19 protein-coding genes and 1 tRNA gene are annotated in these 13,016 nt (G+C 57.9%); 10 read left to right on the forward strand and 10 right to left on the reverse strand.

What is annotated here, in order from left to right:
* Window positions 1–103 precede the first annotated feature (103 nt).
* From HBJ59_RS25275 to HBJ59_RS25295, 5 genes are all read left to right on the forward strand, one after another.
* Complete coding sequence (locus tag HBJ59_RS25275) at window positions 104–493, forward strand: DUF4406 domain-containing protein (RefSeq protein ID WP_372241504.1); 390 nt, start codon at window positions 104–106, stop codon at window positions 491–493.
* A 46-nt stretch (window positions 494–539) separates the two neighbouring features.
* A complete protein-coding gene (locus tag HBJ59_RS25280) occupies window positions 540–740 on the forward strand; it encodes a hypothetical protein (protein ID WP_167665148.1) in 201 nt (66 codons plus the stop codon).
* A gap of 73 nt (window positions 741–813) precedes the next feature.
* Window positions 814–1,242: a hypothetical protein gene (locus tag HBJ59_RS25285; protein WP_256670897.1), complete on the forward strand. Its 429-nt coding sequence runs from the start codon at window positions 814–816 to the stop codon at window positions 1,240–1,242.
* Complete coding sequence (locus tag HBJ59_RS25290) at window positions 1,239–1,952, forward strand: hypothetical protein (protein ID WP_167665149.1); 714 nt, start codon at window positions 1,239–1,241, stop codon at window positions 1,950–1,952. The genes HBJ59_RS25285 and HBJ59_RS25290 overlap by 4 nt, the downstream gene beginning before the upstream one ends.
* A gap of 49 nt (window positions 1,953–2,001) precedes the next feature.
* Window positions 2,002–2,325 (forward strand): hypothetical protein, encoded by a 324-nt coding sequence (locus HBJ59_RS25295; protein WP_167665150.1) that lies wholly within the window; start codon window positions 2,002–2,004, stop codon window positions 2,323–2,325.
* 35 nt (window positions 2,326–2,360) lie between these two features.
* Here HBJ59_RS25295 and HBJ59_RS25300 read toward each other — a convergent pair whose 3' ends face one another.
* Complete coding sequence (locus HBJ59_RS25300) at window positions 2,361–2,552, reverse strand: hypothetical protein (protein ID WP_256670898.1); 192 nt, start codon at window positions 2,550–2,552, stop codon at window positions 2,361–2,363.
* 173 nt (window positions 2,553–2,725) lie between these two features.
* Between HBJ59_RS25300 and HBJ59_RS25305 the strand changes: the two genes are divergently transcribed.
* From HBJ59_RS25305 to HBJ59_RS25315, 3 genes are read left to right on the forward strand one after another with little or no spacing between them, the layout of a single operon-like run.
* Window positions 2,726–2,947, forward strand: a complete 222-nt coding sequence (locus HBJ59_RS25305; RefSeq protein ID WP_167665151.1) for a hypothetical protein — start codon at window positions 2,726–2,728, stop codon at window positions 2,945–2,947.
* A 2-nt stretch (window positions 2,948–2,949) separates the two neighbouring features.
* Window positions 2,950–3,162: a hypothetical protein gene (locus tag HBJ59_RS25310; RefSeq protein WP_046068904.1), complete on the forward strand. Its 213-nt coding sequence runs from the start codon at window positions 2,950–2,952 to the stop codon at window positions 3,160–3,162.
* Window positions 3,162–4,274, forward strand: a complete 1,113-nt coding sequence (locus HBJ59_RS25315) for a phage integrase Arm DNA-binding domain-containing protein (RefSeq protein WP_167665152.1) — start codon at window positions 3,162–3,164, stop codon at window positions 4,272–4,274. Before HBJ59_RS25310 ends, HBJ59_RS25315 begins: the two co-directional genes overlap by 1 nt.
* An 89-nt stretch (window positions 4,275–4,363) precedes the next feature.
* Here the strand turns inward: HBJ59_RS25315 and HBJ59_RS25320 are convergent.
* The 9 genes from HBJ59_RS25320 to thrS form a co-directional block, all read right to left on the reverse strand.
* Window positions 4,364–4,440: transfer RNA gene (locus tag HBJ59_RS25320), tRNA-Pro, on the reverse strand.
* A gap of 90 nt (window positions 4,441–4,530) precedes the next feature.
* Window positions 4,531–4,887 carry a MerR family transcriptional regulator gene (locus HBJ59_RS25325; RefSeq protein ID WP_003219935.1) on the reverse strand — a complete coding sequence of 119 codons (357 nt, stop codon included), beginning with the start codon at window positions 4,885–4,887 and terminating at the stop codon, window positions 4,531–4,533.
* Window positions 4,868–5,170: an integration host factor subunit alpha gene (gene ihfA, locus HBJ59_RS25330; protein WP_002553164.1), complete on the reverse strand. Its 303-nt coding sequence runs from the start codon at window positions 5,168–5,170 to the stop codon at window positions 4,868–4,870. The genes HBJ59_RS25325 and ihfA overlap by 20 nt, the downstream gene beginning before the upstream one ends.
* 3 nt (window positions 5,171–5,173) lie before the next feature.
* A complete protein-coding gene (pheT, locus tag HBJ59_RS25335; protein WP_167665153.1) occupies window positions 5,174–7,552 on the reverse strand; it encodes a phenylalanine--tRNA ligase subunit beta in 2,379 nt (792 codons plus the stop codon).
* A gap of 26 nt (window positions 7,553–7,578) precedes the next feature.
* Window positions 7,579–8,595: a phenylalanine--tRNA ligase subunit alpha gene (gene pheS / locus HBJ59_RS25340; protein WP_063031643.1), complete on the reverse strand. Its 1,017-nt coding sequence runs from the start codon at window positions 8,593–8,595 to the stop codon at window positions 7,579–7,581.
* A gap of 109 nt (window positions 8,596–8,704) precedes the next feature.
* Complete coding sequence (gene rplT / locus HBJ59_RS25345; RefSeq protein ID WP_003219940.1) at window positions 8,705–9,061, reverse strand: 50S ribosomal protein L20; 357 nt, start codon at window positions 9,059–9,061, stop codon at window positions 8,705–8,707.
* Window positions 9,062–9,089: 28 nt separating this feature from the next.
* Window positions 9,090–9,284: a 50S ribosomal protein L35 gene (rpmI, locus tag HBJ59_RS25350; protein WP_002553160.1), complete on the reverse strand. Its 195-nt coding sequence runs from the start codon at window positions 9,282–9,284 to the stop codon at window positions 9,090–9,092.
* Window positions 9,285–9,343: 59 nt separating this feature from the next.
* On the reverse strand, window positions 9,344–9,895 hold the full coding sequence (gene infC / locus HBJ59_RS25355) for a translation initiation factor IF-3 (protein WP_015884933.1): 552 nt from the start codon (window positions 9,893–9,895) through the stop codon (window positions 9,344–9,346).
* Window positions 9,895–11,817, reverse strand: a complete 1,923-nt coding sequence (gene thrS, locus HBJ59_RS25360; RefSeq protein ID WP_003219944.1) for a threonine--tRNA ligase — start codon at window positions 11,815–11,817, stop codon at window positions 9,895–9,897. Before thrS ends, infC begins: the two co-directional genes overlap by 1 nt.
* 364 nt (window positions 11,818–12,181) lie before the next feature.
* Here thrS and HBJ59_RS25365 point away from each other — a divergent pair, with 364 nt between their 5' ends.
* Both HBJ59_RS25365 and HBJ59_RS25370 read left to right on the forward strand, forming a co-directional pair.
* Window positions 12,182–12,496 (forward strand): hypothetical protein, encoded by a 315-nt coding sequence (locus HBJ59_RS25365; RefSeq protein WP_083676663.1) that lies wholly within the window; start codon window positions 12,182–12,184, stop codon window positions 12,494–12,496.
* 289 nt (window positions 12,497–12,785) lie between these two features.
* On the forward strand, window positions 12,786–12,998 hold the full coding sequence (locus HBJ59_RS25370; protein ID WP_007905882.1) for a cold-shock protein: 213 nt from the start codon (window positions 12,786–12,788) through the stop codon (window positions 12,996–12,998).
* The last annotated feature ends 18 nt before the right edge of the window (window positions 12,999–13,016 follow it).

A 13,016-nucleotide genomic window follows, 5' to 3' on the forward strand; every position in this document is an offset into this window, starting at 1 on the left:
CTATCTTGCACCGCCCTGCTTTGAGGCCTCTCCTGATGGGCGAACTTGGGCTGCCCATGATGTCTTTAGCACTTGCGAGTGCGGGTCGGACCCGGCGCGGTATGTGCTGAGCAATGACCCACCACCGGGCGTCTCCCTCCAGGCAGCCCGCGCCAACCGCGTGTACGTCGCCGGGCCGATGACCGGCATCGCCGACTTCAACTACCCCGCCTTCAACGCTGTGGCCGACAAGCTGCGAGCCCAGGGCTACGAAGTCGAGAACCCAGCAGACCACGGCATCGTCGCGGGTGCGCAGTGGGCCGACTACATGGCCTATGACCTGACCCGCCTGGGCCTGTGCGGAATGGTCGCCTTGTTGCCCGATTGGGAGAAGTCGCAAGGCGCGAAGCTGGAAGTCCTGATCGCCGAACGCCTCGGCATGACGGTTGTGAATGCCCATGATCTGGTAACGAGGGAAAATGCCGCAGTACCAACATTTTCCAAGCTGATGTAAAAAGTACAGCTGTCATTTCAGAAATTCACTGGATTCCGACCAACACATGCAGATCATTCGTACTGGAACAGTTTTGACTGGCGAATACGCCGGTTGGACGATAGAAATTCAGGATGACCGCGCAGGTGAAACCGGAGGTTATTACCTGTTTCTAGTCCAGAACGAATCAAATGCTTTCGATTCTTGGTTTGAACTCATAGAGCAGCTGCAGCAACAAATTTCAGAACTCGACGTTCGCTGGAATTAGCGCCTCAGTCTTTCGTTCCACCCCTCCCCATCCCCCCTTCAAAGTCAGCCGCTATAGCGGCAAGGACGAAGTCATGCCCGAACAAAAGATTACGTTCGTCAACAGCGAGCCCGCCAAGTGCGGCTGCAAGATGGAATTCAGCTCTGGCGATGGTCAGTACTCCGACGTGCTTTTTATCACTCCCTGTGAGGCGCACAGCGGCAGCAAGCCGTTCGGTCCGGTCGAGGTGAAGCGCGATGCAGGCGGCTGGTGGTATCACCCGAATATTCCGAGCTTTGGCGAAGGCGAAGACCCGGCGCCCTACATTGCCTGGGTCAAGGAACAGGGACTGGAACTGAAAGGCTGGCACTCTGGCGACGAGCTTGAGGATCTACCTGACGAGGATGCCGCCTGCACCGCCTGGAATCCCGAATCGCCGGGCCCTGAGTGGTTCCTGATGGGGATCTTCGATACGGATGACGGCTCCTATGTTCAGTGGGCGCGCCGGGAGGTTACGCCGTGAGCCAGACCAAAGAACGCCCCATCCTGTTCTCGGCGCCGATGGTGCGCGCCATCCTGGAAGGCCGGAAGACGGTCACGCGGCGAGAGGTGAAGAAAAAGGCGGCGCTGGATTGCCTGGCCTCTGGATTTGAGCCCGCGTTTCTGACACTGCCTGGCAATTCTGATCTTTGCCCCTACGGCAGGCCCGGCGACCGGCTGTGGGTGCGCGAGACCTGGTACTGCGATCACTTCGAAGTCATGCGCGGGCCCTACCTCAAGCCGGATGACCTGGACATCGGTGAAGCAATCGACGACGGGACACTGGTCTACGCCGCCGACGGCCTGGCCCCGTACGAGCAGGAGCAGCCAACCTGGAAGCCCAGCATCCACATGCCTCGCTGGGCCTGCCGCATCCTGCTGGAGATCACCGACGTGCGCGTCGAGCGGTTGCAGGACATCAGCGAAGAACAGGCCCAGGCCGAGGGTTGCTTCTTCACCGACTACGGCCAGCAGTGCGCCCATGGGGGCACCGGCTGGAAAGACATAGGCATCTATCCGGCGGTGGTCGGCCACCAGCAGCGCACCGGCTGGGCCTGGGACAAAACCACCAGCCATGAGGAATGCCTCGGGAGTCCGCGCTGGGCGTTCGCCAACCTGTGGAACGCCACCGGTGGCGACTGGGACTCCAACCCGTGGGTCTGGGTGGTCGAGTTCAAGCGGGTGACGCCATGATCGCCACCCTCTGGTTCGCCTACGTCTTCATCTACCGAGGGCCTAAGCCATGACTGAAATATCGCGAGAAGATTTTGAAGCGGCATATGCGGCTGAGGTTCGGCGGCGAAACGGCGAGGAGGCGTTTCAGGATGCCGCTTTCTCCAGGCAGGTGGACGGCGAGTACATCTTCCCTCTCGTCGCATCGGCATGGTGGGGGTGGCGGACTTCTCGCCAAACCTTGTTGGTGGACCTTCCAACGGTCGGCCCTTCGCCGGAACCGCCCGAAGACGCAATCGACGACAGCTGGCTGGATGCCCACCACGCCAAGATCCAAATGCGCAACGCGTGCTTTGAAGCCGTCGACGCCGCCGGCATCAAGATCGCCTCCTGACCCCAATCCCCCTACATGCCTGCCGGTAAGCGGGCTTAGGGCAGTTGGCTGTCGATCCAGCGCTCAGCAGCGGCCATAGCTTCGTCCAGTGCCGCTGGATAATCAGGCCATGGCCCTTCCAGTTCAGCGGCAACTTCGCCCATGCCGTCGATTGGAGCGGGCTCGATGATCTTGGCCGCGACCGGGGCGTCGTCGTTCGGGCGTCGCCAGTCGAACTTGAGAAACATTACGTGGCCCCGGTAGGCATGCGCTATCGGGGCATCAAGGTTGTGTGACACGTCCATGCCTCATCACGAACTGGTTTTAGCCTTTTTTACACCACTTCTGAAGCAGTAGAAATCCCGGCAAAACGCCATTACTCCATACCCCTATATGCCGCCCAGCGCGGCAAGGACACCACATGTTCGCAATCAAACTCACCCTGATCCTGCTGGGCGCTTTGCTGTACCTGGTCGGCAGCGGCTGCTGGTTCTTCTGGATCGCCCTACGCCTTCTGGCCGACGGCGAAACAGCCGACATCCTCTACGCCTTCGCCGGAACCTGCGGCTGGATGCTGATCACCTTCAGCCTGGTCATTCACATCATCAAGACAGCGCGGCCCACTGCGGCCGGCGGGAGGTAGCTATGCGAAAAGAACTCATCAAAATCAGCGAATTTCAGCGGCGGCGCTGGGGCGAAAACGGAACGCCGCCCTGCCCCCAGGCAATTCGGAACCACATCCGCAACGGCATGGTGCCGGGCGAGCAAATCGGAAAACTCTGGTACGTTGATTGGGCTGCGTTCAACGCATCCAACGGCAACGACCTTGTCGCAATGGTATTGAAAGGAGCTGCATGATGTCCCCACGGCCGCGCAACGCTGCGAACAAGAGCCTTCCGCAGAACCTGTACTACGATGCGCGGCGCGGCACCTACCGGTATCGCCGGCCTACAGACGGCAAGTGGTTCCAGTTCGGCGCCGATCGCATCAAGGCAATCGACGCCGCCAAGCAGTTGAATCTGGAGTTCATGCGCGGCGCTGACTTGGTCGGCGCCGTAATGTCCGCATCGTCTGAGTCGTTCGCCACCTTCCTCGACACCTACGAGCGCGACGTCCTGCCTCCGCGCGAGCTGGCCAAGGGCACGCTCAACCTGTACGCGGTGCACTTCAGGCGCTTCCGCCGGCAGTTCGAGGGAAAGGCGGTCGACCAGATATCAATTCGCATGGTTGCGGAAATGTTGGACGCACTCACGCCCCGAACAGCGAACCAGTGCCGAGCACTCCTGACGGACATTTTCAACCACGCTGCAGCAAAAGGCCTGTGCCCGGATAACCCAGCAGCGAGCACGATCAACCGGATCGAAAAGAAACTGCGCAAGCGCCACACCGTAGATGGGCTGAAGGCTATCCGCGAAAAAGCACCGGCTTGGCTCCAGAACGCAATCGACCTGGCACTGATCACAGCCCAGAGGCGCACCGACATCCTGGACATGCGTTTCGACGGGGTGCGCGATGGGTTTCTCTACGTGGTGCAGAAGAAGACCGCCAAGGCCAGCGACGCCGCGTGGATCCGCTTTCGAGTGACGCCGGAGCTTCAAGCAGTCATCAGCCGGTGCAGAGACGATGTTGTCTCGCCGTACCTGGTACACCGAAAACCGGATCGGCTGAAACAGAAGCAGGCACAGACAAAGGACCACTGGACGAAGGTTGAGGAGCGGTATTTGACGCGAGCATTCAAGGAGGCCAGGGAGGTGACGAACTGCTACGCGGGATGGAAGGAAGAGGAGATGCCGGGCTTTCACGAAGTGCGAGCACTATCGCTGCACCTGTACAAGAAAGCCGGAAAGGACGGGCAAAAGATTGCAGGCCATGCGAGCGAGGGCATGACCAAAAACTATCAACGGGACCATGACGAAATCATCTGGTCCGAAGCAGTTCCGGACCTGAATATCAGTGAAATCACCGGGTAGTTTTGCGCCAGTTTTGCGCGGGTTTTGCGCAGGCACAAAAAAGCCGATCTATCTGATCGGCTTAACTGACTGATTTTACTCAGAAAATATGGTCGGGACGGAGTGATTCGAACACTCGACCCCTAGCACCCCATGCTAGTGCGCTACCGGACTGCGCTACGCCCCGACTAGGCGTTTTACTGGGTTCGCTTCGCAACGAAGCGATCAGGAATATACCGCAAGCTTTTGAAATGTGGAAGTATTTTAAAAGCCGGAATTACTTCTTCAAAACCACCAGCACATCTTCGAGTTCGGAGATCATCTGGCGGATCATTTGCTTGTATTGGGTGGTGTCGTCTTTGGCTTCATCACCGGACATACGCTGGCGCGCGCCGCTGATGGTGAACCCCTGGTCATACAGCAACGCGCGGATCTGCCGGATCATCAGCACATCCTGGCGCTGATAATACCGACGGTTCCCGGTGCGTTTGACGGGGTTGAGTTGAGGAAACTCCTGCTCCCAATAGCGCAGCACGTGCGGTTTTACCGCACAGAGCTCGCTGACTTCACCGATGGTGAAGTAGCGTTTGCCTGGGATGACGGGCAGTTCGTCGTTATGACTTGGTTCCAGCATAAGCCTCAACTCGGGCCTTCAACTTCTGCCCTGGACGAAAGGTGACCACACGGCGAGCCGTGATCGGGATTTCTTCTCCCGTTTTTGGATTGCGGCCAGGCCGCTGGCGTTTGTCCCGCAGGTCAAAATTGCCGAAGCCGGACAATTTGACCTGTTCGTTGTCTTCAAGAGCGTGCCTGATTTCTTCAAAAAACAGCTCGACCAATTCCTTGGCCTCGCGCTTGTTCAGGCCCAGCTCTTCATACAGACGTTCCGCCATCTCAGCTTTCGTCAAAGCCCCCATACGTCACTTCCTTAACGTGGCGTTTAACCTTTGTTCGAGCGAGGTGAGGATATTTTGTGTCGTCGTATTCACCTCATCGTCATTAAGAGTGCGCGATGGATGCTGCCAGGTCAAGCCAACTGCAAGGCTTTTTCTATGCGGATCAATGCCTTTACCCTGATAAACGTCAAATAGCCTGAGGTCTGTCAGCCATTCCCCTGCATTTTCACGGATTACGTCCAGAACAGCACTGGCCGCAACGCCTTGATCGGCAATCAGCGCCAGATCACGTCGTACTTCAGGGAAACGCGACAACTCGCTGAATTTAGGCATTTTGCCCGAGGCCACTTCAGCCAAGACTAGCTCAAAAACGAAGACTGGACGGTCCAGCCCCAGGGTTTTCGACAGTTCAGGGTGAATCGCGCCAACGAAGCCCACCAGGCGACCTTCACGTTCGATACGTGCGGTCTGGCCGGGATGCAACGCAGGGTGTTTGCCGGGGGTGAACTTGAACACATCCAGCGCACCGGCAAAGCCCAACACGGCTTCCACATCCGCCTTGACGTCGAAGAAGTCGACGGTGTCGCGACCTTGTGCCCAGCCTTCCGGCAGGCGACTGCCGCAGACGACGCCAGCCAGCATCGGCTCTTGCTTCAGACCATCCAGTTGACCGACAAAACGCAGGCCGCTTTCGAACATGCGCACGCGGTCTTGCTGACGGTTCAGGTTGTGGGAAAGCGCTTTCACCAAACCCGGCCACAGCGACGAGCGCATGGCGGCCATGTCGTTGGAGATCGGGTTAGCCAGCAACAGCGGCTCGACACCCGGGTTGAACAGTTCGAACTGCTTCGGATCGATGAAGCTGTAGGTCACCGCTTCCTGATAACCACGGGCAACCAGCAGGCGACGCAGTTCTGGAAGATGTGCACGGGCTTCAGCTTTCGGCTGCGGGGCCAGACGCGCTTGCGGGTAACGAACCGGCAGGCGGTTGTAGCCGTACAGGCGGGCCAGCTCTTCGATCAGGTCGACTTCCAGACTGATATCGAAGCGATGGCTTGGCACTTCTACGTGCCACTGCCCTGCTTCACCAGCAGAGATGCCGAGGCCGAGGGCCGACAGCAGGCGCTCGATTTCAACCGGGTCGATCACCAGGCCGAGCATTTGCTCAACGGCCTTGGCGCGCAGGACGATCGGTGCAACCGACGGCAGGTGCTGCTCGCTGACGGTTTCGATGATCGGGCCGGCTTCGCCGCCAGTGATTTCCAGCAGCAGGCCAGTGGCGCGCTCCATGGCTTCACGGGCCAGTTGCCAGTCCACGCCACGCTCGTAGCGGTGCGAGGCGTCGGTGTGCAGGCCGTAGGAACGGGCCTTGCCAGCGATGGCGATCTGATCGAAGAAGGCGCTTTCGAGAAAGATGTCGCGAGTGGTTGCGGACACACCGCTGTGCTCGCCACCCATCACGCCGGCAATCGCCAGGGCACGGGAATGGTCAGCGATCACCAGGGTGTCGGCACGCAGGCTGACTTCCTGGCCGTCGAGCAGCACCAGCTTCTCGCCCTCTTCGGCCATGCGTACGCGGATGCCGCCATTGATTTCGGCGAGATCGAAGGCGTGCAGCGGTTGGCCCAGTTCCAGCATCACGTAGTTGGTGATGTCGACGGCAGCGTCGATGCTGCGTACTTCTGAACGACGCAGGCGCTCAACCATCCACAGCGGGGTTGGCTTGGACAGGTCGACGTTACGGATCACACGACCCAGGTAACGTGGGCAGGCGTTAGGGGCCAGCACTTCGACCGAACGCACTTCGTCGTGCACCGCAGGCACGGCGGCAACCACCGGACGGGTGACGGTGGCGGCGTACAGCGCACCGACTTCACGCGCCAGGCCCGCCAGGGACAGGCAGTCGCCGCGGTTCGGGGTCAGGTCGACCTCGATGCTGGCGTCTTCCAGTTCCAGGTAAACACGGATGTCCTGGCCCACCGGCGCGTCGGCCGGCAGTTCCATCAGGCCATCATTGCCTTCGCCGACCTGCAGCTCCGCCTGGGAGCACAGCATGCCGTTGGACTCAACGCCACGCAGCTTGGCCTTCTTGATCTTGAAGTCGCCTGGCAGTTCGGCCCCGATCATCGCGAACGGGATTTTCAGGCCCGGACGCACGTTTGGCGCTCCGCACACGACCTGGAAGGTGTCCGCGCCATTGCTGACCTGGCACACACGCAATTTGTCGGCGTCCGGGTGTTGCTCGGTGCTCAGCACCTCGCCCACTACCACGCCACTGAAAACACCGGCAGCCGGCGTCACACTATCGACCTCAAGGCCGGCCATCGACAGACGAGCAACCAGCTCGTCGCGACTTACCTGCGGGCTTACCCAGCCACGCAGCCATTGTTCACTGAATTTCATCCTGCTCTCCTAAAGATCCGTTACGACTAGCGAAATTGCGCGAGGAACCGCAAGTCGTTGTCGAAGAACAGACGCAAGTCGTTCACGCCGTAACGCAGCATGGCCAGACGCTCAACGCCCATGCCGAAGGCAAAGCCCGAGAATTCTTCCGGGTCGATCCCGGACATGCGCAGCACGTTGGGGTGAACCATGCCGCAACCCATCACTTCCAGCCAGCCGGTCTGTTTGCAGACGCGGCAGCCTTTACCGCTGCACATCACGCATTCCATATCGACTTCAGCGGATGGCTCGGTGAACGGGAAGAACGAGGGACGGAAACGCACCGCCAGCTCCTTCTCGAAGAACACCCGCAGGAACTCTTCGATGGTTCCTTTGAGGTCGGCGAAGTTGATGTCGCGATCAACCAGCAGGCCTTCGACCTGGTGGAACATCGGCGAGTGGGTAATATCGGAGTCGCTGCGGTACACACGGCCTGGGCAGACGATGCGGATCGGCGGCTTCTGCGATTCCATGGTGCGGACCTGTACCGGCGAGGTGTGGGTGCGCAGCAGCATGTTCGCATTGAAATAGAAGGTGTCATGCATCGACCGGGCCGGGTGGTGGCCTGGGATGTTGAGCGCCTCGAAGTTGTGATAGTCGTCTTCGACCTCAGGGCCTTCGGCAATGCCGTAGCCGATGTGGGTGAAGAACTGCTCGATACGTTCCAGAGTCCGGGTAATCGGATGCAGGCCGCCCGAGGTCTGGCCACGGCCAGGCAGGGTTACGTCAATGGACTCGGCGGCGAGCTTGGCCGCAAGATCGGCCTCCTCGAGCGACGCCTTGCGCGCATTGAGAACCTCTGTAACACGCTCCTTGGCCACGTTGATCAGCGCACCGACTTGCGGACGCTCTTCAGCCGGCAAATTCCCCAGGGTCTTCATCACCTGAGTCAATTCACCCTTTTTGCCAAGGTAGTGAACCCGGATTTGCTCCAGGGCATTGATATCTTCTGCGCGTTGCACAGCCTCTAGTGCTTGAGAGACCAGCGCATCCAGGTTTTCCATGTACAGACTCCAGATACAAAATAGGGGAAGAGCTTGAAGGCTCTTCCCCTATTTAAGACGTTTAACACCTTGGGCCGCGGAAGCGACCCAGGGTGACTGTCGGGGGTACTTAAGCCAAGGTGGCTTTAGCTTTCTCGACAATCGCAGCAAACGCCGCTTTTTCGTTCACTGCCAGATCAGCCAGAACCTTACGGTCGATCTCGATGGACGCTTTTTTCAGGCCAGCGATGAAACGGCTGTAGGACAGACCGTTAACACGTGCACCAGCGTTGATACGAGCGATCCACAGAGCGCGGAACTGACGTTTTTTCTGACGACGGTCACGGTAGGCGTATTGGCCAGCCTTGATAACCGCTTGCTTGGCAACACGGAATACGCGTGAACGCGCGCCGTAGTAGCCTTTAGCAAGTTTCAGAATTTTCTTGTGGCGCTTACGCGCCATGACGCCACGCTTTACACGAGCCATGAGTTACTTCCTCTATTCTTGACTAAAATTAACGAAGGCGCAGCATGCGCTCGACTTTTGCGACGTCAGACGGATGCAGCAAGCTGCTACCGCGCAGTTGACGCTTACGCTTGGTCGACATTTTAGTCAGGATGTGGCTCTTGAAAGCGTGCTTGTGCTTGATACCGTTAGCAGTTTTCAGAAACCGCTTAGCAGCACCACTTTTAGTTTTCATCTTTGGCATGTTCGGTACTCCGCATTCAGTTGATAAACATAATCAGAAGGCCTGCCGTGCCCTATTGATTACTTCTTCTTTTTCGGGGCGATGACCATAATAAGCTGGCGTCCTTCCATCTTAGGATGCTGTTCGACCGAACCGTACTCGAGCAGGTCAGCTTCAACCCGCTTGAGGAGTTCCATCCCCAGCTCCTGGTGGGCCATCTCACGGCCGCGGAATCGCAAGGATACCTTGGCCCTGTCCCCATCACTCAGGAAACGTACCAGGTTGCGCAGTTTTACCTGGTAATCCCCTTCCTCCGTCCCTGGACGAAACTTGATTTCTTTTACTTGAATCTGCTTCTGGTTCTTCTTCGCTGCGGCAACCTGCTTCTTCTTCTCGAAGATCGATTTGCCGTAGTCCATCACCCGGCAAACGGGTGGGATTGCGTCGGCGGAGATTTCCACCAGGTCCAATTTGGACTCTTCAGCAATACGAAGCGCTTCATCAATCGAGACGATGCCAATCTGCTCGCCGTCAGCGCCAATTAACCGAACCTCGCGTGCCGAGATATTCTCGTTGATCGGGGCTTTCGGTGCAGCTCGTTTATCTTGTCTCATTTCACGCTTAATAATAATTACTCCGAATCTGGGCGACCACGCCGGGAAACCGCTTGCGCGAGGAACTCAGCGAACTGGGCGACGGGCATCGAGCCCAGGTCAGCACCTTCACGAGTACGCACAGCGACAGTCTGCATCTCGACTTCCCGATCTCCGATAACCAAAAGATAGGGAACCTTGAGCAAAGTATGCTCGCGGATTTTAAAGCCGATCTTTTCATTTCTCAAGTCGGACTTGGCACGAAATCCGCTTTCATTGAGAGTTTTTTCAACTTCAGCGGCAAAATCTGCCTGTTTATCAGTGATATTCATGATCACTGCCTGAGTCGGAGCCAGCCACGCAGGGAATGCACCCTCGTAGTGCTCGATCAGGATCCCGACGAACCGTTCGAACGAACCGAGGATCGCCCGGTGCAGCATAACCGGGTGTTTACGGCTGTTGTCTTCGGAGACGTATTCGGCTCCCAGACGGATCGGCAGGTTAAAATCGAGCTGCAGGGTACCACACTGCCAGACGCGACCAAGGCAATCTTTCAGCGAGAACTCGATCTTCGGACCGTAGAACGCGCCCTCGCCTGGCTGCAGGTCGTACGCGAGGCCCGCACTATCAAGGGCGGCGGCCAGTGCAGCTTCGGCGCGATCCCACAGTTCGTCGGAACCGACGCGTTTTTCCGGACGAGTGGACAGCTTCATCTCGACTTCGGTGAAACCGAAATCGCGATAAACGTCCATGGTCAGCTTGATGAACGCAGCGGATTCGGCCTGCATCTGCTCTTCAGTGCAGAAGATGTGGGCATCGTCCTGAGTGAAGCCGCGTACACGCATAATGCCGTGCAGCGCACCCGATGGCTCGTTACGGTGGCAGGCGCCGAACTCGGCCAGGCGCATCGGCAACTCGCGGTAGCTCTTCAGGCCTTGGTTGAACACCTGTACGTGGCACGGGCAGTTCATCGGCTTGATGGCGTAGTCGCGGTTTTCCGACTGGGTGGTGAACATGTTGTCGGCGTAGTTGGCCCAGTGCCCGGATTTCTCCCACAGGCTGCGGTCAACGACTTGCGGCGTCTTGATCTCAAGGTAGCCGTTGTCGCGCTGAACCTTGCGCATGTACTGCTCAAGCACTTGGTACAGGGTCCAGCCGTTCGGGTGCCAGAACACCATGCCCGGCGCTTCTTCCTGGAGGTGGAACAGGTTCAGGCGCTTGCCGATCTTGCGGTGGTCGCGTTTTTCGGCTTCTTCGATGCGCTGGATGTAGGCCGCCAGCTGCTTCTTGTCAGCCCAGGCAGTGCCGTAGATCCGCTGCAGTTGTTCATTCTTCGCGTCGCCGCGCCAGTAGGCACCGGACAGCTTGGTCAGCTTGAACGACTTGAGGAAGCGCGTGTTCGGCACGTGCGGGCCACGGCACATGTCGACGTATTCTTCGTGGTAATACAGGCCCATGGCCTGCTCGTCCGGCATGTCTTCCACCAGGCGCAGCTTGTAGTCTTCGCCGCGGGCGGTGAACACGTCGATCACTTCGGCACGCGGAGTGACTTTCTTGATGACGTCGTAATCTTTTTCGATCAGCGCGTGCATGCGCTGCTCGATGGCCGCCAGGTCGTCCGGAGTGAAAGGACGCTCGTAGGCGATGTCGTAATAGAAGCCTTCGTCGATGACCGGGCCGATGACCATCTTCGCGGTTGGGTACAGCTGCTTGACCGCGTGGCCAATCAGGTGCGCACAAGAGTGGCGAATGATCTCCAGCCCCTCTTGATCCTTGGGCGTGATGATTTGCAGGCTGGCATCGCCGGTGATCAGGTCACTGGCGTCAACCAGCTTGCCGTCGACCTTGCCGGCCACGGTGGCCTTGGCCAGGCCGGCACCAATGGATGCGGCGACCTCGGCTACGGAAACCGAATGATCGAATGAACGTTGACTGCCGTCGGGAAGAGTAATAGTTGGCATGGCGCCTCCTCTCCTAGTGGTGACCCCTACCAAAGGTCACGTGGGTTGGGATGAGCCAGTACAAGATCCAACACCAGGCCGCTCAATAATGAACGCCTGCCTTACAGCGGCAGGAGCCTTTCGGCCAACCGGTAATCGAACCAGAGTGACTGGAGTTAAACAAAAAAGAGCTTGGCGGGGCGGCATAAGGCGCGCCGGAAAATAGCCAAGCGAAAGATGCTAGCACAGATGAACGGTCATGGTGCCGGCACCGATTAACGAAACGCAAATTCCCTGCTTTTAGGGGCAAAAGTGAACTTGAACTGTACGGCGGGCCTCAAACACACCGAGAATCACCGTTCGTCCATGACTCCAGGAGCATTTCATTATGCGTTTTACCTCGACTTTCGCCCTTGCCGCATCCCTGACCCTCATGTCCCTGGGTGCGCACGCCGCAGCCCCGTCGAACTGGCCCGCCGGTGCACGGGACAGCTTCATCAAGGATTGCAGTTCAGCCGCCCAGCAAAGTGTTGATGCCAAAACCGCCAAAGACCATTGTGAATGTGGCGCGGACAAGATCAATGCCGAATTGAGCAGTGCCGAGATCAAAGAGCTCATGACCAATCAGAACGCGAGCCCCGAGCTGAAGAACAAAGCTGTCGCGGCAATTTCGTCCTGCAAAGTCGTGAAGAAAAAGTAATTTTCGCACCCCGGCAGACCGGCTAAAGGACCAAAAAACGCCCTGAAAACTGCCATTTCTCACAAATTACGCAGCTTTTACGGCTTTTTTTACTAGCTGATATTTCGCTTAAAAGCCCCGTAGATCGGGGCTTTCAGCCAACCAAGGCATGAAACACAACGCGATTGATTAGCAAACAATGCCTTGGGGGGGCTCCCAAGTCGAACATTTCGACTATGATAGCTCGGTGTGCCCAGTTGGCCTGAGCAGCACAGCACTACTGAAAATATATGTTTCTTGGAGATACACCATGTCTAATCGCCAAACCGGCACCGTTAAATGGTTCAACGATGAAAAAGGCTTCGGCTTCATCACTCCTCAAGGTGGCGGTGACGACCTGTTCGTACACTTCAAAGCTATCGAAAGCGACGGTTTCAAAAGCCTGAAAGAAGGCCAAACCGTTTCCTTCGTGGCTGAGAAAGGCCAAAAGGGTATGCAAGCTGCACAGGTTCGCGCAGAGTAATTCCGCGCCGAACTAAAA

The organism is Pseudomonas sp. AN3A02, assembly GCF_011765255.1.
Classification (GTDB): Bacteria; Pseudomonadota; Gammaproteobacteria; order Pseudomonadales; family Pseudomonadaceae; genus Aquipseudomonas.

What these genes read in the sequence shown, in the direction of transcription:
- HBJ59_RS25315 (WP_167665152.1), top strand. Translation starts at nt 3,162, where the DNA reads ATGTCCCCACGGCCGCGCAACGCTGCGAACAAGAGCCTTCCGCAGAAC.
- HBJ59_RS25325 (WP_003219935.1), bottom strand. Translation starts at nt 4,887, where the DNA reads ATGCTGGAACCAAGTCATAACGACGAACTGCCCGTCATCCCAGGCAAA.
- pheT (WP_167665153.1), bottom strand. Translation starts at nt 7,552, where the DNA reads ATGAAATTCAGTGAACAATGGCTGCGTGGCTGGGTAAGCCCGCAGGTA.
- rplT (WP_003219940.1), bottom strand. Translation starts at nt 9,061, where the DNA reads ATGGCTCGTGTAAAGCGTGGCGTCATGGCGCGTAAGCGCCACAAGAAA.
- HBJ59_RS25280 (WP_167665148.1), top strand. Translation starts at nt 540, where the DNA reads ATGCAGATCATTCGTACTGGAACAGTTTTGACTGGCGAATACGCCGGT.
- HBJ59_RS25295 (WP_167665150.1), top strand. Translation starts at nt 2,002, where the DNA reads ATGACTGAAATATCGCGAGAAGATTTTGAAGCGGCATATGCGGCTGAG.
- HBJ59_RS25370 (WP_007905882.1), top strand. Translation starts at nt 12,786, where the DNA reads ATGTCTAATCGCCAAACCGGCACCGTTAAATGGTTCAACGATGAAAAA.
- rpmI (WP_002553160.1), bottom strand. Translation starts at nt 9,284, where the DNA reads ATGCCAAAGATGAAAACTAAAAGTGGTGCTGCTAAGCGGTTTCTGAAA.
- ihfA (WP_002553164.1), bottom strand. Translation starts at nt 5,170, where the DNA reads ATGGGGGCTTTGACGAAAGCTGAGATGGCGGAACGTCTGTATGAAGAG.
- HBJ59_RS25310 (WP_046068904.1), top strand. Translation starts at nt 2,950, where the DNA reads ATGCGAAAAGAACTCATCAAAATCAGCGAATTTCAGCGGCGGCGCTGG.
- thrS (WP_003219944.1), bottom strand. Translation starts at nt 11,817, where the DNA reads ATGCCAACTATTACTCTTCCCGACGGCAGTCAACGTTCATTCGATCAT.
- pheS (WP_063031643.1), bottom strand. Translation starts at nt 8,595, where the DNA reads ATGGAAAACCTGGATGCGCTGGTCTCTCAAGCACTAGAGGCTGTGCAA.
- HBJ59_RS25305 (WP_167665151.1), top strand. Translation starts at nt 2,726, where the DNA reads ATGTTCGCAATCAAACTCACCCTGATCCTGCTGGGCGCTTTGCTGTAC.
- HBJ59_RS25300 (WP_256670898.1), bottom strand. Translation starts at nt 2,552, where the DNA reads ATGTTTCTCAAGTTCGACTGGCGACGCCCGAACGACGACGCCCCGGTC.
- HBJ59_RS25285 (WP_256670897.1), top strand. Translation starts at nt 814, where the DNA reads ATGCCCGAACAAAAGATTACGTTCGTCAACAGCGAGCCCGCCAAGTGC.